Here is an 18425-nt window from a genome sequence, read left to right as displayed (position 1 = left end):
TCGGTGATGGCCGGGAGGTTCAGGTGTGCCTTGGCCACCGATGGAACAGGGTATTGGCCCTGATCCGATCGGGATCATCGGCGAGGATGCGGCAGGGTTCCGCCAGGGCTTCGTCGGCTTCAGCCCGACGCGGTGTTGGTCCAGGCTCCAGGCCTCGAGCGGAAGCGCCGTCTCGGTGCGGGTGAGGCCGGCGACTTTGGCCTGGATCTTTTTTGAACCGGTGCTGCTCGATCCGGTCGACCCCGACATGACAGGGCTGCGGCACCTGAGGGGTGAAGCCGATCCGGCGCATGTCGGCGATGGCATTTCCATAACCTTCGAGCCAAATACGCATTACGCGCTTTCGCATGATCGTTCAGTGCCGAGGGTGCAAATTCGGGTAAATGAAGCAGCAATAGCTTCTGAAAGCAATACTTACCTTATGTATATTCCTACATGTCTCTAAGGTTACTGGCCGAACGCCCGGAAACTTGCTGCGATTAGGTGGCCTCATCAGAGACGGTTCTTATCACCCTGAGGTGTTGATCGTATTGATCGTCCGGACAATCATTCAGGACTTCTGAAGGCCCGTTGAAATGTTTCGCTCGCCGGGTTTCGATCGGCTGCCAGTACGAATATGCTGATGAGATATTGGACATGGAACATCCTGGGGCATCCAGCGGACGGCTGTCCGTATCCGTCGTGGCTCCGTGCTACAACGAGGAGGAGGGGCTTCGCGAATTCTGGAGGCGCGTCACCGCGGCATGCCAGGACACGGTCAAGCAGGACTACGAAATCATCCTGGTTGACGATGGATCCAAGGACGGAACCTGGTCGATCATCGAGGCGCTGTCCGAATGCGACTCCCGGGTCATCGGGGTTCGCCTCTTCAGGAACCATGGTCATCAGATGGCCGCCACGGCAGGTCTTTCGGTTGCCCGCGGTGACCGGGTGATGCTGATCGATGCTGATCTTCAGGATCCTCCCGAATTGCTGAAGCCGATGATGGGCACCATGGACCTGGGAGCGGACGTCGTGTATGGAAAGCGGACATCCCGGGAAGGAGAAACTTGGTTCAAGCTCCTCACGGCCGCGACGTTCTACCGCTTCCTGACCCACCTGACGACCGTCCCCATTCCTCACGACGCAGGCGATTTCCGACTGATGGACCGGCGGGTCGTGGAGGCACTCCTGGCCATGCCGGAGCGCCAGCGGTTTATCCGCGGCATGGTAAGCTGGATCGGTGGTCGGCAGGTGGCATTGCCGTACGAGCGGAATGCACGGTTTGCAGGCACCACGAAGTACCCTCTGCAGAAGATGGTCCGCTTTGCGGTTGACGCCATAACCAGCTTCTCGACGGTGCCGCTTCGCGTGGCATCCTGGCTCGGCGCGGGAACCGCCATCATCGCATTCTTCCTGGTAATCTATACAGTCTGGCAATGGTCGCAAGGTGCGACGGTCACAGGCTGGGCCAGCGTCGTCACTGCGCTTGCAATATTCTCCGGAGCTCAGCTTCTGGTTTTGGGAATTCTTGGGGAGTATTTGGGCCGTTTATTCCAGGAAATAAAAGGTCGCCCCCTTTTCCTTGTGGATACGGTGCTCATTCGCGGCGTTCCTCACGGTTTGCCGGCCGACTTCTCTTCCCTCAGACCCTCGGAACAAAGAAATATCCTGGCTCTGTACAGGCAGGTCTCGGAAATCCAGGACTGCCGTGAGCACGACCAGGAGACTGACGGAATCAATGAAATACGCCGGCATGCATAGAGTTTATTCCCGTTTTCGTGACACCGCTGCCTTGAAACCTGTTGCATCGGGACAGTTCTTGAAGGTTGTGTTGTTTGCAGTCATCGGCGCTATGAATACGACGATCGATGTGCTGGTTTATACGGTACTGACAGTCGCGCTGCAAATCCATCCGCTGACGGCCAATATAGTCAGTTTCTCGCTTGGCTCAATGAACAGTTTCTGGATGAATGGGCTTTTCACTTTTCGGCAAAGTGGGAGTGAATTCGTCCGCCTGGATCGCTTCGTGAGGTTTGCAGGCGTGACGGCTCTATGCCTTGGTTTATCGACTCTGGCCCTGCATGCGGCTTTGTTTGTGATGTCAAGCCTGGCCGCAAAGCTATGTTCAGTTTTGGTGACGTTTTCGGCCGGCTTCTTGCTCAACAAGCATTTTGTATTCCTTGAAAGAGCGCGATCAGGAGAAAGCTCCGGGATGCATTAGGAAGGGAAAAGGAAACATGCCCTCTGAGCTCGTTTTTGACGACAAGTCGGAAGCACGGCCGGGAGTTGCTGCCCAGTCACTCCGTCCGGCATGGCCAGCATATTGGATCTCCCGAGCCATGGCTTGGTCCGATCAGCAGGACCGGCTGCCGATCCTGGTGGCGGGCATGTTCATGGTTTTCGCAGTGCTGCTCCTGCCTGTCTCCTGGCACAGCAACGAAGAAAACTATCTCATGCTCGCATACCAGTGGGTAGCTCCGACGGCTTTTTCCGAATACAGCGCCGTCTTCGACCAGTCGAACGCCCGGTTCCTCAATATGTTCCTGACCGGACATGCGGTTGCCTGGCTCGGCTACGACGCTGCCCACGGTGTCCTGCGGGTCCTTTGCGCGGCGCTCTATGCACTTGGCTTCGCCGCCCTGCTGCGGAGCCTGGACTTGTCACTGCTCGATGGCCTCCTGGTCCTGGCTCTGTTCAACCTGCTCGGCCCGGATCTGATGGGCAGCGAATGGCTGTTCGAGGGCGTGGAGGCCAAGACGTTCGCCTATGCCTTCGTGTTCCTGGCGTTCGCTGCGGCAGTGTCCGGTCGATGGAAGTCCGTCGTCGCCGCCGGCGTGCTCGCGACTTACCTTCACTTCCTGATCGGCGGCTTCTGGATGGTGATTGCCGGCGCCTTGTATGCCGCTCTACATGGACGGTGGCGGATGTCGGCGTCGGCAATGGCTCTCTATGGGGTCCTGATCTCGCCTCTGCTGGTGATCCTCGTGCGGGACCAGATCGGCCCCGCGGCGCCGCCGACCGGGACGGATGGACCGACGGCGGACTACATTTATTCCATCATACGCAATCCCCATCATGTTGCCCCGTTCGCCGATCCCAACGGTCTGTACCGGTGGGCGAGGGGAGTCGTATCCACGGCAGCCATGTGCGCTGTCGGTTACTACATGGCGCAAATGGCGCCGCGGCGCCTTCGAGTGTTCGCGCTGATGCTGACCGGGCTGGGCATCTATCTTCTGCTGGCGATGGTGATCAGCTGGGGCGACCGCCATACCGGTTCGTTCGGCAAGTTCTATCTGTTCCGTCCCGCCTCGCTGACCCTGTTGCTGGCCTGCCTGACCTTGGTGTTGCTGGTACGGACGGCTCGGCAGCCGGGCGTGGTTCAGATAAAGCGGATCCTGACCTTCGGCATCATCAGCCTGTTTCTTGGCAATGTCGCATTGCAGTTCGTTTTGAAAGTGAGGAGCGGACTGTCCCCGAGCGGCCTGGAAACCGTAGCGGCTGTTCAGGCGCTCACGGAGCCCCGGGACGTCGTGGTGGTCGAGCCGATCGGCGATATAGACATCAAGTTCGTGGGCCTTCACCGCCTGCTCGACCGGCCGACCTTGGTGAGTTGGAAGTTTGTCCCCACGAACGCGGACGAAATCCACCGGTGGTGGGGCCTCGTGCAGTGGCGCGAAGCCTTGTTTCGGAAGGGGTGCCATGGCGAAAGCATGCCGGCCCAGTACATTCTGGTCTTGCGGCCAGAGACGCTCCCCCTGATCAGTTCCTGCGGAACGCTTGCCTGGACCAACGGAATGCAGTCGCTTGTCCAGGTTTCGCAATGATCAGGGCCCGCCCGGAGCAAGCGTTTCCGGCGGGCACCTTGCGCGGCGACGGAAGCAGCCGCCGCGGCAATGCCGGATCACCGCGGCGCTCCGGAGGAGAGAACGCCATGGCCATGATCATCAGGATCCCCGCTCCGCGCACCGGACCGTCGCCGGTCAGCACGACGGTTCCGGAAGGCAGGGGAACGTCACGACGATCCGGGTGCCATGGGTCTCGTCCATGGTCAGGTCACCATCCAGTTGATCCACCAGCTCGGTGATGATCCGCTGGCCGATCGCCGACGGGGAGATCGTGCCCGGCAGAACGGATCCGTTATCGGAGACGATCAGGCGGGCCTTCCCTCCGCCCGTGAAAGTCAGCGAAACATCGATGACGCCGTGCCGGTCGGGCGGGAAGGCACGCTTGTACGCACCGGACACCAGTTCGGTGACCAGCAATCCCAAGGGGATCGCGACGTCGGTCCTGATGGCGGAGTTCCCGGGCTCGACCGTGACATCCAGCGTCAGGTCGCTCCCCGGCGCTGCGTGATGGGTGGCCAGGGTCCGGGCCAGGTCGTGGAGGAACTCCCTCGGTTTGATCCTCTCCAGATCCCCGGACTGCGTCAGCTCCTGGTGGACCAGGCCGAGGGAGTACACCCGAAAACGCAATTCCCGCAGGTTTCCGGCGATCGCCGGAGTATGGCGGATCTGGAGAGCGAGCAGCGAGTCGACCACCTGGAGATTGTTCTTGACCCGGTGGTGGACCTCGCGCAGCAAGGTTTCCTTCTCGGCCAGGGACCGCTGTCGCTGCCGCTCGGTCTCCTGGTGCTCGTGAACCTTCCGACGCAAGGCCAGTGCGGCCGAGCGGGCCTCGATCTCCGTCATCACGAGGTCGGCGAAGTCCCGCAGGAGCCGCCGCTGCTCGCCGCTGAACTCCGGATGGGGCGAACGGTCGATCACGCACAGGGTGCCCAGCGCATGCCCCTCCGGCGTGACCAGCGGAGCTCCGGCGTAGAACCGGATGTTCGGGTCCCCGGTCACCAGGGGATTGTCGGCGAAGCGGTCATCCGCCGCGGCGTCCGGAACAACCAGGGTCTCGGTATCGAGGATCGTGTAGGAGCAGAAAGCCACCTCCCTCCGGGTCCAGGGAGCGTCGAGGCCGTATCGGGACTTGAACCACTGCCGGGTTTCATCGATCAGCGTGACCAGCGAAATCGGCATGCCAAGCACGCGCGCCGCCAGTCGCGTGATGTGGTCGAAGGCCCGCTCCGGTGGCGTGTCGAGCAGATCATACCGGTGCAACGCGATGAGCCGCTGCGGCTCGTCGAGCGGCACCGGAGGCCCGGCGAGTCCGTCCGGCAGACTGCCGAGGAATTCGGACGGTTGATCTCCCATGTCCCTGCCGCCTTCAGTGTCGCCTGTCTGCATCGCGTGAGGTTTCCGGACAAGGCCTGGCGGTACGCGCCGGGCCGGTATCGGTGTCGCGGGCGGGCCCTTCGAGGACCCGTGGCACGGATTGCCGGAACGCCGCTTTCCGCAGCCCTTCCGACCTTTCCAAAAGTTCAAGTGTAGCCAATGATTCCATCCTTAGCACAAGATCAGGGACAGGTTACAGTCGTCTCGGCCGCTATATCTCAATAGCACAGGCGGCCTGAGTATAGACTTCCGCAACGTCCTACTCCCTCTGCCGAAAGACTCGCGGGTCAGGGAGTTTTATGCCTGGAAAGCGGAAGGACGAGCATTTAAAAACTTCCCATCAACAAGAAACTTGAATGAGAATCCGCGAAGTATCCTGAAGGGAGGAACGATGCTGCTGCCATGCCGGGTCACTGTCCCGACCGCTGCTCCGCCTTGCCCGGTATCAGGCCGCCGCGAGCGGCCGACGCGGGATGTTCTGGAAGTCGTCTTCTCCACCACGGGCGATCTGATCAGGATCCACAGCTACGGCACCGACTGCTCCGCTGCTTGGGATGCGGCTTTGACTTCCGGCCGGTTGCACTCCCGGCGGGACGACGGGACCTTCGTCGCGATCCGACCGGACGAGTGGACATGGCTGCAGGGCATCCGCCCTCTCGCTTCCGAGTGGCTGGCTGCGGTCGAGGCCGCCGAACGCGAGTGGACGGCACGGGCGGCCATTCGCATCCAACGGTACGACGACCGGAGCAACGGGCTGATCGACCTCGTCGTCCGGTCCCCGGGCCGGCGATGATGGGCCTGGATCATCCGGAAAGCCGGTATGGCTCCCGCCAGTATCTCGTGGATGATGTCTATCCATGTACTATGCCGTAGTCGGAGTACCCTTAAGTCAATCCTTCAGCTATCACCTTCAGCCATACTGCGCTGCCGCGGAGAGTATACAATCTGAGGTCGAGAGGTTTATTGACACGCCGGGTCGTGATGAATACCGTCTTTGTTGATCCAATCATGATGAATTCCATTCTATTGTGGGGAAAGTTGGATTTTGGCGGGATTTGGCGAACTTATACGCTGAAACATCCTTCTTAATCTTCCCCGCAGCCGACATCCGCTGACGGCTCTTCCGCGGACAGGAATTCCCGGGACCGCCCGATGCGCGGCAGGTCAACGGACCGTCCCGCCTGGATAACCGTGGTGCCGGTATCGTGAGCCGGAACGGGATCGATCGGTAATTCATCGATAAAGGGGTTCTCGCACGATGATCGAACTTGATCAGTTCACCCGGCCTTCAGGACCCAAACGTTTTGACAAGCCGCAATACCGGTTGCTGATGCGCCTCGGGCTGTTCCATCCCGCACGGGCGGTCCACAGATGGTTTTATCGCATGAGAAGCCAGCGGTGCGCGCTGGCTGGCAAGGGGCTGGTGCCTGAGGAGAGCCTCACCGCCTGCTATGTCGATGCACTCCGACGCCTGCATGATCTCAACGCCGGCGGGTTCCCAGGAGATTACCTGGAGTTCGGTGTCTGTTACGGATCCTCCATGGCCTGCATGCATGATGCCCTGGTGCGAACGGGAACCGGGACAGTCCGTCTCTTCGGCTTCGACAGCTTCGAGGGAATGCCGCCCGAAGCCGATTACCAGGACAACCAACTCTGGAGCAGCGGCCAGCTCAAATCATCGATGAGGTTCGCCCGAAAACTGCTCGACCGGCGCGGCGTGGACTGGGAACGGACGTTCCTGATCAAAGGCTGGTTCAGGGACACCCTGGTCCCCGACCTGATCCGCAGGCACCGGATCAGCCACGTCGGTATCATCATGATCGACTGCGACATCTATACCTCGGCCAGGGACGCGCTGGCATTCTGTGAACCGATGATTGCCGACCATGCGGTGGTCCTGTTCGACGATTGGCACGCAGGCGACCTGGCTACGCAGAACCTTGGGGAAAAACGCGCCTTCGACGAATTCCTCCGGCGGAATCCGCGGATGGAAGCGACGCCGCTGCCTGCCTACAGCGAAACCTCCGCCGTGTTCCTGCTCAGCAGGATACCCCCCGATGGCCGATGAACGGCCGGTCAGGCGGCAGGCGGCAGGCAGCCTGACCCGGTTCCGTCACCAGCCGCGGAAGCGGGGCCAATGGGCTATGGATTGGGAGGCGCCGTCCGGCAGGACCGCGTAGCCGTCGAACTGGGCAGCCGTGGCGCAGGCATGGTTGGGCAGGATTCGGAGCAGCGTGCCGACCGGCAGCTCCGGCAGCGTGGCGGCGCTGCCCGGCCGGACGGCGACGATCCCATGTTCCTGATTGGCCTCGGTGACGATCAGGCCGCCGAGCACGCGGCCCCCGACGTCGCAGACGACGCCATAGCCCTGGTCGACCGCCTGCTTCGCCGTCCCGCGGTCACGTGACAACGCCATCCAGCCGGCATCGACGATGATCCAGCCGCGGTCGCGCCGGTGCCCGATCACCGTGGTCAGTACCGACAGGGCGATGTCGTCGATCGAGCAGACGCCGATCCCCGCCATCACCAGGTCGAACAGGGCGAACACGCCGGCGCGCACCTCGGTGACGCCGGTCAGGTCGCGGGCGAAATGAGCGGTGGGGGTAGATCCCACGCTGACCACCGGGCACGGCAGACCGGCGGCCCGCAACGCAGCCGCCGCGGTGACGGCGGCCAGCCGCTCCCGTTCGGCGAAGGCCGCCAGGGCCTCGGAACCGACGGCGCCGTAGCTTTCGCCGGCATGGGTGACCACGCCGCGCAGGGTTGCCCCTCCCTGTTCCAGGATGCGGCCGATGTCGATCACGGCCGGATCGTCGGGCCGCAGGCCGGACCGGTGGCCGTCGCAGTCGATCTCGATCAGGGCCGGAACCGCATCGCCGGCGCGCCGGGATGCTTCGGCGACGGCGGCCGCCTGCTCGGGCGAGTCGAGCACGACGCCGAGATCGCAGCCGGTGGAGCGCAGGGCCAGCACCCGGCCCAGCTTCCGGGGCGCGATGCCGACCGCGTAGAGGATGTCCCGGACCCCGGCGGCCGAGAAGGCTTCCGCCTCCTTCAAGGTGGACACGGTGGCGGGGCCGTTGCCGTCCGTCAGCAGCCGCCGGGCGGCTTCCACCGATTTGACCGTCTTCAGGTGGGGGCGCAGCGCCACGCCGAGCGAACCGAGATGGCCTCGCAGGCGGGCGACGTTCCGCAGCATGAGGGCTTCGTCGAGGATGAGGGCCGGGGTGGGCAGGGCGTCGAGGGCATCGGCGGTCGTCATGGCTGGGTCCGTGCTGTGTAGGGCGTGCGCAAGAGTAGGGGCAGGGCCGTCCGAGCGCCATTCCAGGGATCTGCATTCCGGATCGGGCCGAAGATCACGGGGAGCGATCCGCCGGGTGCCCGGGGAACCGGAGGGATCATCCGCCTGCCCTCGGCAGATCCGGGTATTCCGGAAGTGGCCAAACCTGCGATTGGGCGGTAGTAATAGTCCGCAACTGTTCGATGCTGACAACAAGGGGGGATCATGCACATCACGCGCCGCCGGTTCATATCGGCCATCCAAAGCGGCCTGATCGGGACGATGACGGCTTTGATGCTGCTCGGCGGGAACGCCGCGCAGGCGGCCGAAGGGGCAGCCAAGCGCATCATGGTCTACGGCGATTCCAATACCTGGGGCTATGTCCCCGTCGAAAGCGGCCCGACCACCCGCTACCCCGAGGACGTCCGGTGGCCGGGTGTCCTCCAGGCGGCGCTCGGGCCGGATTACGAGATCATCGACGAAGGGCTGAGCGCCCGGACGACCGACGTGCCCGACCCGACGCTGCCGCACATTTCCGGGGCCGGTCTCGACGGGTCGGCCTATCTGCCGGCCGCGATCGCGACGCACCTGCCGCTCGATCTCGTCGTGATCATGCTCGGCACGAACGACGTGAAGAAGATGTTCAACCGGTCGCCCCTGCGGATCGCGCTCGGGGTGGGCAAGCTGGCCGACATCGTGACCCAGACCAAGGGCGGGGTCGGCACCTCCTATCCCGCTCCCAAGGTCCTGATCCTCTGCCCGCCCCCGCTCGGCACGGTGGCGCCGCCGGAGCGGGCCGAGAGGTTCGCGGGCGGGGTCGAGAAATCGAAGGCATTGCCGGCCCACTACGAGGCGATCGCGAAAGCGGCCGGGGCCGATTTCCTCGACGTCGGCAAGTTGACCGCGACCGACGGGGTGGACGGCATCCATCTGAGCGCGACCGCCCACAAGGCGATCGGCAATGGTGTTGCCGAGAAAGTCAGGACGATCCTGAAGTGACCCTGCCCTGAAGTGAGCCGGCCCGATGCCCGGGGCCGCCTGCCGCCGGTCAAGCCCTGCCGCCGCCACGATCTGGCCGGCCTGCGGGACGGGACCCAAGGAGGCTTCCGGGCATCCCTGGACGGAATCGATGACACCTTTGGGGTGAGGTCGCATGACGGACGGGGCCGGCCCGATCGCGGAACTGACCCTATGGAAAACAGTCCGCTCTAGATTTGATTACGAAGGACCTGAAACACGGTCCTCATGCGCTTCGTCTGCGCCTGTATCCGCTGTGCGGAAGCTGTAGCCGACTGCAGCCGCGCCACCGCTTTCCTTACATTCAACTGGATCCCGGCGACCACTTGGCGAGCTTTCACGATGGACCTGATGGTACGCTCGATACGCAGGCGATCTTCCGGAGAAGCATTTCGCGCGAGTTCCATCAAGGTTTTCAGCTTGTCTTCCGGCGCGCCTGGAATGATGAGTTTGGGATGATGAGACATTCGCTCTCTTCCTCCAGGGAAGGGTAGCGCGCAAATCTCGCCACCGCTTTTATGTTACTATGAATAAAATGGAATTATACTCCGTGAAATCCACGATACGGCAGCTTTTACCCGAGCAATTGTTTGGAATATCGCTGAACGATGCCGTAGCACTCGCAGGAGGCGCTCTCCAGAGCCGGTCGGTCGAGGATGGTCATGCGGCCACCTGAATAGCCGATCATGCCGGCCTGCTTCAGGGTGCCGGCGGTGACGGTCACGCCGGCCCGGCGGACGCCCAGCATCATCGCCATGAACTCGTGGGTCATCGGGAAATCGTCGCCCTCGGCACGGTCATGCGCCATCAGCAGCCAGCGGGCCAGGCGCTCTTCGAGCGGGTGGTTGCCGTTGCACACTGCCGTTTGCGAGACCTGGGTGTAGAACGCCTGCACGTAGCGCAGCAGCCGGGCGTGCAGCGCCCTGCTCTCGTTGAACGCCTGCTTCAGGGCCGCCGCGCTGATGCGCAGCGCCGTGCCTTCCATCTGGACCACAGCCCCGGCAGGGGCGGTGTCAGCGCCAAGGATGAGCGGCGTCCCGACCATGCCGTCGGAGCCGGTGACTCCGACCTCGATGGCGTCGCCGTTCACCAGATAGGCCAGGTTCGACACCATGCCCGTCTCGACGAAGTAGGCGGCCCCGATCGGCTCGTCCGCTTCGAAGAGGGTTTGCCTGAGAGGCAGGGCGACAAGCGTCAGGGAGTTGGCCAGAAGCCCGAAGTCGGCGGGCGGCAGGGCGGCCAGGAGCTGGTTACGCACGGCGGATTGCTTGATCTGAGACATTTGTGTCCCCTACGGTTCAGCGGGAGCACACACATCTCTCAGTCGCCCACAGCCAGGATCGTGGAGGGCAATAATATCGAGGTGGAACGCTTTCGTGGTTCCCGCAAGGTGCTGCCAGGAAATAACTGTACCGCTGCGCATAACCGGCAGATTGCCCAGTTTCGGGCACCTCCTCATCAGAGATATGTATTGTGACGCCCTTCGGTATCTCTGTGCGTTTCGCCTATACACCGGCTCCAAGGCTTACTGACTCTATGGCTAATGAGCAGGATCGAGCGAACGCGACTTGATCACGCTCCACCACCGGTCATCTCCTTGCCAAGAGCAGGCATATGGCCATCGTCATGTGAGGAAAGCGGTACGGTAACGAACATCTTGGTTCAGAAACCGGGCCCGATCCTCCGGGGCATGCCGCGCCAGCTCTGCCAATCTCTTCAACCGGACACGCAGGATACCGGCGTCGTCCTCATAGCAGCCAGTGACTCGGCACAGTGTTCTTGATTGAGTCTTCGTAGGTCGGCCTCGGCCGAAGGCCGACGCCGACAGCGTGGCCGAAGCCCTGACGGGCGAAGGCCGACCTACCGCACTCCGCTTTGCCGAACGTCATCAAGAATACTGTGCCGAGCCACCAGGATCGCGTATCCCGCTTGATGGGACACGGTCGCATGTCCGGAACCGTTTCAGCGGTTGCGGTATCAGCCCCGCGCAGCCGCCTCCAGCGGGCCGATCTCCAGCTTGACCATCTTGAGCATCGCCTCGGTCACCCTCCTGACGAGGGCCGGGTCAGGGTCGCCCATCAGCTCGCGCAGCCGCTTCGGCGCGATCTGCCACGATAAGCCCCAGCGGTCCTTAAGCCAGCCGCACTGCTCCACGGACCCGCCCTCCTTCAGGGCATCCCAGAGGCGGTCGATTTCCTGCTGGGTGTCGCATTCCACCATGATCGAGAAGCTGTGGTTGAAGGGATCCAGCGGCCCGGCTTCGATCGCCATGTAGTTCTGGTCACCGAGCGTGAAAGCGACGATCCTGACGCTCCCGGCCGGACCGGACGGCGTGTCGGCCATGATCGCCGAGGTTTCCTCGATCCGGGAACCCGGGATCAACGACGTGTAGAAGCGGACCGCCGCCTCCATGTCCCTGTCGAACCAGAGATGCTGTGTAACCTTCATCGCGTCCTCCCTTCCTGTCGACACGGCCCCGGCCGAAGCGGCGGTTCCGTCCCAAGGACGAGCGGGACGCTCGCGCGCCGACACTGATTCCGATCCGGCGCCGGGACATGCCTTCCTCCATGATTCAGCAGCGGAAACAAGTAGACGGCGCATTCTAAAATGTGCATTCTAATTGCCATGGTCAGGACCGCACGCTTTTCCGAGAAAGACTTCGTCGACGCCACGACGGCCCTGGTGGCCGAGGGCGGCCCCGCTGCCGCCACCATGCAGGCGATCGCCCGGCGGGTGGGGGCGCCGACGGGGTCGATCTATCATCGCTTCGAGTCCCGCGCGGCCGTCATCGGCATGGCGTGGAACACGGCCTACGCTTCCTTCGTCGGGACCCTGGCTCCTCTGCTCCGCGAAGGCCGTCCGCGTGACGCGGCCCTGGCCATCCTGCCCTGGTCCAGGGAGAACGGGCACCGCGCCCGCTTCCTGCTCCTGAACGAGCCGGTCACCCTGTTCGAGGACAGCCCACCCCCGGCACCGCTGCGGGCGGCGCTCGAGACGCTGGAGGACGAGTTCGACGGCGCCTTCCGGGCCTGCGTCGCGGCGTGCGGGGATGGGACGGTCCGTGACGAGGAACTGGCGAGGGCCAAGTTCCTGATCTTCGACGCGCCCATCGCCATCCTCCGCCCCCACCTCTCCAGGGGCGCTGCGCCGCCGTCCTTCGCGGAGCGGATGATCGCCGAACTCCATGCCGGGATGCCCGTCGCCGTCACGCAGGACGCGGGCATGCGGCCGTCGCGTGACGCCGCCGCCCTCTCTCCCATGATCCAGGACCGCTGATGACCCGTCTTGCTGTTCACCGAGGCATAAAGCTGCACCCTGCGGAGGATTTCGCCGGGATGCGGGCGGCCGGCCGGCTCGCCGCGTCCACCTTGGACATGATCACCGATCATGTCGGGGCGGGCATCACCACGGCGGAGCTTGACCGGCTCTGCCACGAATACATCGTCGACCATGGAGCCACGCCGGCCTCGCTGGGCTACCGCGGCTACGCCCATGCGACCTGCATCTCGCTCAACCACGTCGTCTGCCACGGCATTCCCGGCGAACGGAGGCTGGCGGAAGGCGACATCCTCAACATCGACCTGGCGGTGATCCTCGACGGGTGGCACGGGGACAGCAGCCGCATGTACGGGGTCGGCAAGATCGGCTTGCGCGCCCAGCGCCTTATCGACGTGACCTACGAGGCGATGATGCGCGGCATCGGGGCGATCCGGCCCGGCGCGACGGTCGGTGACATCGGCTTCGCCATCCAGCGGTGCGTGGAGGCGGAGCGCTTCACCGTCGTCCGTGACTTCTGTGGCCACGGCCTGGGGCGTGTTTACCACGACGCGCCGAACGTCCTGAACTACGGACGGATCGGGGAAGGCCCGGAACTGCGGCCGGGGATGTTCCTGACGGTCGAGCCGATGGTGAACGCGGGCCGGCCGGACGTGAAGATTCTCAGCGACGGGTGGACGGCCGTGAGCCGGGACCGGTGCCTCTCCGCCCAGTTCGAGCACAGCGTCGGCGTCACGGAGACCGGCTGCGAAATCTTCACCCTCTCGCCCGCGCAGTTCACCAAACCGCCCTACCCATCCGCCAACCGGATCGCGAAATCCGCCGGCGGCGGTGCGTAGAAGTCGGCAACAGGCCGCGCGCCGCCCTATTGCAGCGACGCGATCACGGTTTCATGGTCCATGGCCATTCCGGCGAAGCGTGGCTCGTCGAGCGCCACCACCACGTAGAACGGCTTTCTCATCTCCGCGCAATAAGCGGCGTCTCCGAGATCGATCAGGCGCCTGGACTCGCCGTTCGAGATGCGGGTGTGCATCCTGTCGAAGGCTTCCACGCCACCCAGCCGCGCGGCGACCTCCGACTGGGAGCGGCGGAGCAGGGACGAGTTGCGGACGGTGAAATCGGCGTATTTCTGGAACGCCGACGGGTCCGCCCAGACCCCGCCGCAGGCCAGGCCCGCGAGCATAGTCTGGGTTTGCAGGGCCACGACCCGGTCGGCCATCGTGAAGCTCGGCATCGACGGCGACCGGATCAGGTCGGCCTGCGCGACGGACGGGGTCTCGGAAACCCTGGCGGGGAGCGCGACCCCGCCGTGGTCCAGGGGCGGGTGCGGCGGCGGCGCCGCGGTTCCGGCCTGTCCGACCAGCGCCTGCACCGTCCGCATCTCGAAGGAAGGTTGGACGAGCTTCATGCCCGCGTGGGCCGACGGCCGGGAGACGACCAGCGGTTCCCCGACTCCCGGTTCGACGCATCCGGTCAGCAGGATGCCGGCCAGCGGCACCAGGGCGAGGGCGGCCGGCGCGGCGGGGAAAGCCCGCCGGCCCTGTCGAACTGGAAATCCCATGTCAGCCTCTTTTCTTGGATTTGTTTTGGCGGGTTGCCGCTGAAGGAAACCCTACCACCTTGGCTGGCACGGCTGATGTTCTCGCAGGGAGTAACTTGGCAATAAAATGAACATGTGACTATACACCGGCACCTGTCCAAAAGACGGCGCCAGAGACCAAATAACAATTGCGCTTGCCGTAATACCGTCATTCATAGTCTGAAGTAACGTAGTGGCATCTTCTCGGGATTAATCCGGAAGTTACATGGATTCGCATGACGTGGCCGCCCTCGACGGCGCTGCTATCGGACGGGCTTGATCGATGACCTGGCGCCACCGGGATCCTGACCGAAGCGACATCGTTCCGGGCGAAAGCGGTTGAGACCAAGGAGGTCGCGATGCCCTCTCGGGTGTCGAAGGTGGCCGGTCGGACGCAGGCACCTGCGCACCGAACGACCGCCCCGGATCCGAGGCGGCCGCCGGCGAACGTCCCGGGGACCCGTCACGCCGCTTCCAGGACCCGCTCTCGGGGAAGCGTCGCCAGGGTGGCGATATCGGGGCCTCCGCCGATGGAGGCCCCGCCCATGGAGCCTCCGTGGGCAGGCGGCACCCAGGCCGCGAGCGGGAGAGGGTTGTCGCACCAGTCGGCGACCGCATGATTGTGGACGAGGCGGTAGACGTCCTCGAGCAGGCGGTCGCGCCGGCATCCGATCATCTCGAGCTGCCGGCCCGACAGGCGGTTGAGAGCCGTGTGGATCTGATCGATGTCCCGGTCGAACCGCCACTCGCGATAGCGCTCGACCGTGGCTTCCTTCACCCTGCGCCACCAGGTGTCGGTGTTCACCGTGGTCCGCCCCCTGGCACCCTGGACGGCGGCGGGTTCCGGGTGCATATCGATCGTGAGAGGCATGGGGTTCTCCTTCATGCTCGGTCAGGAATGATCGGAGAACGCGCCAGTCCGGATTTTCATGCATGGCCATGAAAAAGGTGCGCGGCGGTCGCGAGGCCGGTGCGGCCTCGTCCCCGGCGGACCCTGCCGCCTCGGATCAGGGTACCCATTTTGCCCTCCCGCCGAAGCCCCGGCGGCAGGGATGAAGGTTAATTTTCAGGCGTTCTCCCCGCGAATTCGATCAAGGAGGCCGCACATGGCGCGTCAGTCGACCATAGAGACGCTTCACGAGCATGTCGTCAGCCTGCGCCGTTTCGCCCTGGTGTTGACGCGGAACCGCGACGATGCGGAAGACCTCGTGCAGGAGACGCTGACGCGGGCCATCGCCGCCATCGACAGCTATCAATCAGGGACCGACCTTCGGGCATGGCTGTTCCGGATCATGAACAACGTGCATATCAGCGCGGCCCGCAAGAGGCAGGTGCGGGATGCCGCTGGCGCCACCCTGCCGGACCCGGTCGCGGAGGCGACCCAGTCGCTGCGGGTCGAGGTCCGGCAGGTCCTCGCCGCGCTGGACGAACTGCCGGACTCGCAACGGGAAGCGATCCTGCTGATGGCGCTCGAAGACATGAAATACAAGGATGCCGCCGAGATCCTCAACGTGCCGCTGGGAACCTTCATGTCCCGCATCGCGCGCGGACGGGAAGCGCTGCGCCGTGCCATGGAGGGTGCAAAAAGCGTGAGGCTCCGGATAGTTGGAGGCTGCCAATGAAGCCCGCGATCAATGAATTCGACCTGAACGCCTATGTGGACGGCCAGCTCTCGCCGGAGCGGGAGGCCCATGTCGAGGCGATCCTCGCGGGCGAGCCCGAGGACAGGACGCACCTGGAGTCCCTGGTCGAGCAGAAGCGACTGCTGCGCGCCGGGCTCGCCGCGATCCCGGCCGAGGAGGGTTCGTTCCGGACGCTCCGCCTCGAACGTCAGCTCGCCGCGAAGCTCGCGCGGCGCGAACGCCCCGCCGCGGGCGATTGGCTGCGCCGGGCGGCGGCTGCGGTCCTGTTCGTCGCCTCCGGCTGGGGAGGGCACATGCTCTATGCCGAGGTCTCCCCGCCGATGCCGGAATATGTCGCGGAGGCGGCCGGAGCGCACCTCGTCTTCGCCGACAAGCCGCTCCGACCGGCCGACATCGATCCGACGCATCCGGTCCAGATGGCCTCCTGGCTGTCGAACGAGCTCGGCCAGACGGTCACGATCCCGTCCCTGAAGGCGCTCAGCATCGACTTCGTCGGCGGACGTCTGCTCGGCACCAAGGAGGGGCCGCTTGCCCATCTCGTCTACGAGGACGAGGTCGGGCACCGCGTGACCCTGACCATCGCTCCCCACCGGTACCAGGGCAACACCGGGCTGAAGCTGGGACAGCGCGACGCCATGACCCTGGGCTACTGGAGCGACGCGACGCTGAGCTACGCGGTCGTGGCGAAGACGAGCGACGCGCAGATCGCGGCGATCGCCTCCGAGATAACCGAGGCCAGCCGGAGCGGGCGGACGGCGGTCGGTCCGCCCGCACCGGTGGACTGACGGCGGCCGGCACCGGGGAGGAACGGGGCGGCTTGCCGGGCCGCCCTCCTTCGTGTGGGATCGAGGCAGAACATGGGACGCATGTCGAAGATCGGGTCCATGACCCTGTCCCTCCGCGGGCTCGCCGCCGGGACCCTGGCGATCGCCGCCGCTTTCGCGACCGGTTACTGGATCGGGGAGGCGCGATCCGTCGAGCGCACGCGCGTGGTCGCGACATCCTGCGGCGTCGCGCCGGCCGAGGCGCCGTTCTACCTGCCATTGCGCGCGCTTCAGGAGCAGGCGTCCCATGTCCCGCTGCTGATCGGCCCGATCACGATACCCGGAGCTGGTACCGGCGTGCTTCTCCGCTTCGATCCTTCCCTGGGCGGTTCGATCGATACCGTGACCAAGCTCGGCGACGTGCTCCATCTGCCGAAATACCTGGACACGGGGTCCGCGGGGCCGTTCTTCCGACGGAACGTGCCCGTGCCGCCGCAGGAGATCCGGCTGTCCTGTCGCGACGGAGCCCTGACGGCCGTCCACTATCGCCTGGACGATGTTTCGGCCACCTTCCCGGTGGTCAGACAGGACGACGGGACTTCCGGACGGAGGTCCTGATCGGCGGGAACGCCGAAGGCTTCCCTGCGCGTATCAAGTAATAAATCTTTGGCGGATATGAAAAACTCCCTGCCTGCATACGGATGAAGGCGCCGATCCCCGCGTTCTTTCAAGTGAAAACCAAGTGAACGTGGGAGGTGGTCATGTCGATCACTGCGAGTTCGGCTCTTCTTTCAAGTGGTATCCGTGACGTCGGAAGGTTTCGATCCGATGTCCGCAACACCGCCAACCCCGTGCCCGTATCGGCGATCGCGGCGAAGCTGCCGGCTGGGATGCGCCGCCGGGGCCTCGACCTGCTCCGGCGCAGCGGCTTCGCGCCCATGGCGGAGGCGCTGACCCGCCATCCCCTGCTGGCCCATTGTCTCGCCGTCCCGTCGGCCGGCTGCCTGGCGCTCGGCTTCTGGGCGGGCGGCCTGCCGGGCGTGGTCGTCGGAAGTTATTTCATCGGCGTCGGCCTGATCCTCGGGCGGGACGGTTTCGCCGGCCTGGCCGGGGATGGCGGACACGACCGGCCGTCGGACGGCCCCATTGATTTGTCCCTTTGCCGGACGGGGGAGACGCTGCTCCCCGCTCAACCTATCGGGAGGTCACAATGACACGGAAGCAAATCGGCGGCTCGCTCTTCGCCGCCCGTTCCCCGCATGATGTCCTGGCGCTGATCGCGGGCATCGTCCTGTTCTTCGCCCCCCTGGTGGCCGAATTCGGCGAGGCCGGCACGGCGGTCTGGACCGCCCATATCGTCGGCGCGGTCCTCATCGCGGTATCGGCGAAGATGCTGCTGGCCACGGCGGACTGGAACAAGTGGGCCTACATCGTTCTCGGGCTCGCCACCTTCCTGGCTCCCTGGGTGCTCGGCTTCTCCACGGTGGCCGTGGCTTCCTGGACCCACGTCATCGTCGGCCTGGCGGTCGGGGCGGTCGGCATCTGGCGGCTCTTCGGACCGCGGGAAGCCGAAACCCCGGACCAGATCGGGCCGGACGCGCGCTCGACCTGATGCCGTCGCGGGACGGGCCGCCGGCCCGTCCCGCTCGTCCGGCATCCCGGTCCCTG

General features: G+C 64.5%; 21 protein-coding genes. 14 read left to right on the top strand and 7 right to left on the bottom strand.

Features of this window, described 5'->3' with window-relative positions:
- The first annotated feature begins 40 nt into the window (after positions 1-40).
- The 4 genes from JL101_RS31475 to JL101_RS31460 all read left to right on the top strand — a co-directional run bounded on the left by JL101_RS31475 (position 41) and on the right by JL101_RS31460 (position 3806).
- Positions 41-445: a hypothetical protein gene (locus JL101_RS31475; protein ID WP_203099367.1), complete on the top strand. Its 405-nt coding sequence runs from the start codon at positions 41-43 to the stop codon at positions 443-445.
- A 191-nt stretch (positions 446-636) separates the two neighbouring features.
- Positions 637-1743, top strand: a complete 1107-nt coding sequence (locus JL101_RS31470; RefSeq protein WP_203099366.1) for a glycosyltransferase family 2 protein — start codon at positions 637-639, stop codon at positions 1741-1743.
- Positions 1721-2203 carry a GtrA family protein gene (locus JL101_RS31465; protein ID WP_203099365.1) on the top strand — a complete coding sequence of 161 codons (483 nt, stop codon included), beginning with the start codon at positions 1721-1723 and terminating at the stop codon, positions 2201-2203. Before JL101_RS31470 ends, JL101_RS31465 begins: the two co-directional genes overlap by 23 nt.
- Before the next feature lie 118 nt (positions 2204-2321).
- Entirely contained in the window at positions 2322-3806 is a 1485-nt protein-coding gene (locus tag JL101_RS31460) for a hypothetical protein (protein WP_203099364.1), read from the top strand.
- Positions 3807-3962: 156 nt separating this feature from the next.
- Here the strand turns inward: JL101_RS31460 and JL101_RS31455 are convergent, their stop codons facing one another.
- Positions 3963-5180: a sensor histidine kinase gene (locus JL101_RS31455; RefSeq protein ID WP_203099363.1), complete on the bottom strand. Its 1218-nt coding sequence runs from the start codon at positions 5178-5180 to the stop codon at positions 3963-3965.
- A 412-nt stretch (positions 5181-5592) separates the two neighbouring features.
- Here JL101_RS31455 and JL101_RS31450 point away from each other — a divergent pair, with 412 nt between their 5' ends.
- Both JL101_RS31450 and JL101_RS31445 read left to right on the top strand, forming a co-directional pair.
- Positions 5593-5994 (top strand): hypothetical protein, encoded by a 402-nt coding sequence (locus JL101_RS31450; RefSeq protein WP_203099362.1) that lies wholly within the window; start codon positions 5593-5595, stop codon positions 5992-5994.
- A gap of 465 nt (positions 5995-6459) precedes the next feature.
- Positions 6460-7269 (top strand): TylF/MycF/NovP-related O-methyltransferase, encoded by an 810-nt coding sequence (locus JL101_RS31445; RefSeq protein ID WP_203099361.1) that lies wholly within the window; start codon positions 6460-6462, stop codon positions 7267-7269.
- 45 nt (positions 7270-7314) lie between these two features.
- Here JL101_RS31445 and JL101_RS31440 read toward each other — a convergent pair whose 3' ends face one another.
- Positions 7315-8460, bottom strand: coding sequence for a DSD1 family PLP-dependent enzyme (locus JL101_RS31440; protein WP_203099360.1), 1146 nt, complete (start codon positions 8458-8460; stop codon positions 7315-7317).
- 312 nt (positions 8461-8772) lie between these two features.
- Here JL101_RS31440 and JL101_RS31435 point away from each other — a divergent pair, with 312 nt between their 5' ends.
- Positions 8773-9477 (top strand): SGNH/GDSL hydrolase family protein, encoded by a 705-nt coding sequence (locus JL101_RS31435; protein ID WP_203099444.1) that lies wholly within the window; start codon positions 8773-8775, stop codon positions 9475-9477.
- Between the two features lie 209 nt (positions 9478-9686).
- Here the strand turns inward: JL101_RS31435 and JL101_RS31430 are convergent, their stop codons facing one another.
- The 3 genes from JL101_RS31430 to JL101_RS31420 all read right to left on the bottom strand — a co-directional run bounded on the left by JL101_RS31430 (position 9687) and on the right by JL101_RS31420 (position 11943).
- Entirely contained in the window at positions 9687-9962 is a 276-nt protein-coding gene (locus tag JL101_RS31430; RefSeq protein ID WP_203099359.1) for a hypothetical protein, read from the bottom strand.
- Between the two features lie 107 nt (positions 9963-10069).
- Entirely contained in the window at positions 10070-10777 is a 708-nt protein-coding gene (locus JL101_RS31425) for a Crp/Fnr family transcriptional regulator (RefSeq protein ID WP_203099358.1), read from the bottom strand.
- A 695-nt stretch (positions 10778-11472) separates the two neighbouring features.
- Positions 11473-11943, bottom strand: coding sequence for a VOC family protein (locus tag JL101_RS31420; protein ID WP_203099357.1), 471 nt, complete (start codon positions 11941-11943; stop codon positions 11473-11475).
- A gap of 177 nt (positions 11944-12120) precedes the next feature.
- Between JL101_RS31420 and JL101_RS31415 the strand changes: the two genes are divergently transcribed.
- Together JL101_RS31415 and map are read left to right on the top strand one after the other, a co-directional pair.
- Positions 12121-12771 (top strand): TetR/AcrR family transcriptional regulator, encoded by a 651-nt coding sequence (locus JL101_RS31415; protein ID WP_203099356.1) that lies wholly within the window; start codon positions 12121-12123, stop codon positions 12769-12771.
- The gene (gene map, locus JL101_RS31410) at positions 12771-13610 is read left to right on the top strand and encodes a type I methionyl aminopeptidase (RefSeq protein WP_203099355.1); all 840 of its coding nucleotides are present in this window, start codon (positions 12771-12773) and stop codon (positions 13608-13610) included. The genes JL101_RS31415 and map overlap by 1 nt, the downstream gene beginning before the upstream one ends.
- Before the next feature lie 26 nt (positions 13611-13636).
- On the opposite strand, the gene JL101_RS31405 is transcribed toward map, so the two are convergent.
- Entirely contained in the window at positions 13637-14332 is a 696-nt protein-coding gene (locus JL101_RS31405; protein ID WP_203099354.1) for a hypothetical protein, read from the bottom strand.
- A 481-nt stretch (positions 14333-14813) separates the two neighbouring features.
- Positions 14814-15221, bottom strand: coding sequence for a hypothetical protein (locus tag JL101_RS31400; protein ID WP_203099353.1), 408 nt, complete (start codon positions 15219-15221; stop codon positions 14814-14816).
- A gap of 235 nt (positions 15222-15456) precedes the next feature.
- Between JL101_RS31400 and JL101_RS31395 the strand changes: the two genes are divergently transcribed.
- The 5 genes from JL101_RS31395 to JL101_RS31375 all read left to right on the top strand — a co-directional run bounded on the left by JL101_RS31395 (position 15457) and on the right by JL101_RS31375 (position 18369).
- Entirely contained in the window at positions 15457-15972 is a 516-nt protein-coding gene (locus tag JL101_RS31395) for a sigma-70 family RNA polymerase sigma factor (RefSeq protein WP_203099352.1), read from the top strand.
- Positions 15969-16778: an anti-sigma factor family protein gene (locus JL101_RS31390; protein WP_203099351.1), complete on the top strand. Its 810-nt coding sequence runs from the start codon at positions 15969-15971 to the stop codon at positions 16776-16778. The genes JL101_RS31395 and JL101_RS31390 overlap by 4 nt, the downstream gene beginning before the upstream one ends.
- An 81-nt stretch (positions 16779-16859) precedes the next feature.
- Positions 16860-17375 carry a hypothetical protein gene (locus JL101_RS31385; RefSeq protein WP_228435610.1) on the top strand — a complete coding sequence of 172 codons (516 nt, stop codon included), beginning with the start codon at positions 16860-16862 and terminating at the stop codon, positions 17373-17375.
- 143 nt (positions 17376-17518) lie between these two features.
- Positions 17519-17971, top strand: coding sequence for a hypothetical protein (locus JL101_RS31380; RefSeq protein ID WP_203099349.1), 453 nt, complete (start codon positions 17519-17521; stop codon positions 17969-17971).
- Positions 17968-18369 (top strand): SPW repeat protein, encoded by a 402-nt coding sequence (locus JL101_RS31375; RefSeq protein WP_203099348.1) that lies wholly within the window; start codon positions 17968-17970, stop codon positions 18367-18369. The genes JL101_RS31380 and JL101_RS31375 overlap by 4 nt, the downstream gene beginning before the upstream one ends.
- The last annotated feature ends 56 nt before the right edge of the window (positions 18370-18425 follow it).

The sequence above is a fragment of the Skermanella rosea genome, from assembly GCF_016806835.2.
GTDB classification, from domain to species: Bacteria; Pseudomonadota; Alphaproteobacteria; order Azospirillales; family Azospirillaceae; genus Skermanella; species Skermanella rosea.
Note: the sequence above shows the minus strand (reverse complement) of the source record. Positions and strands in the feature narration are given on the sequence as shown.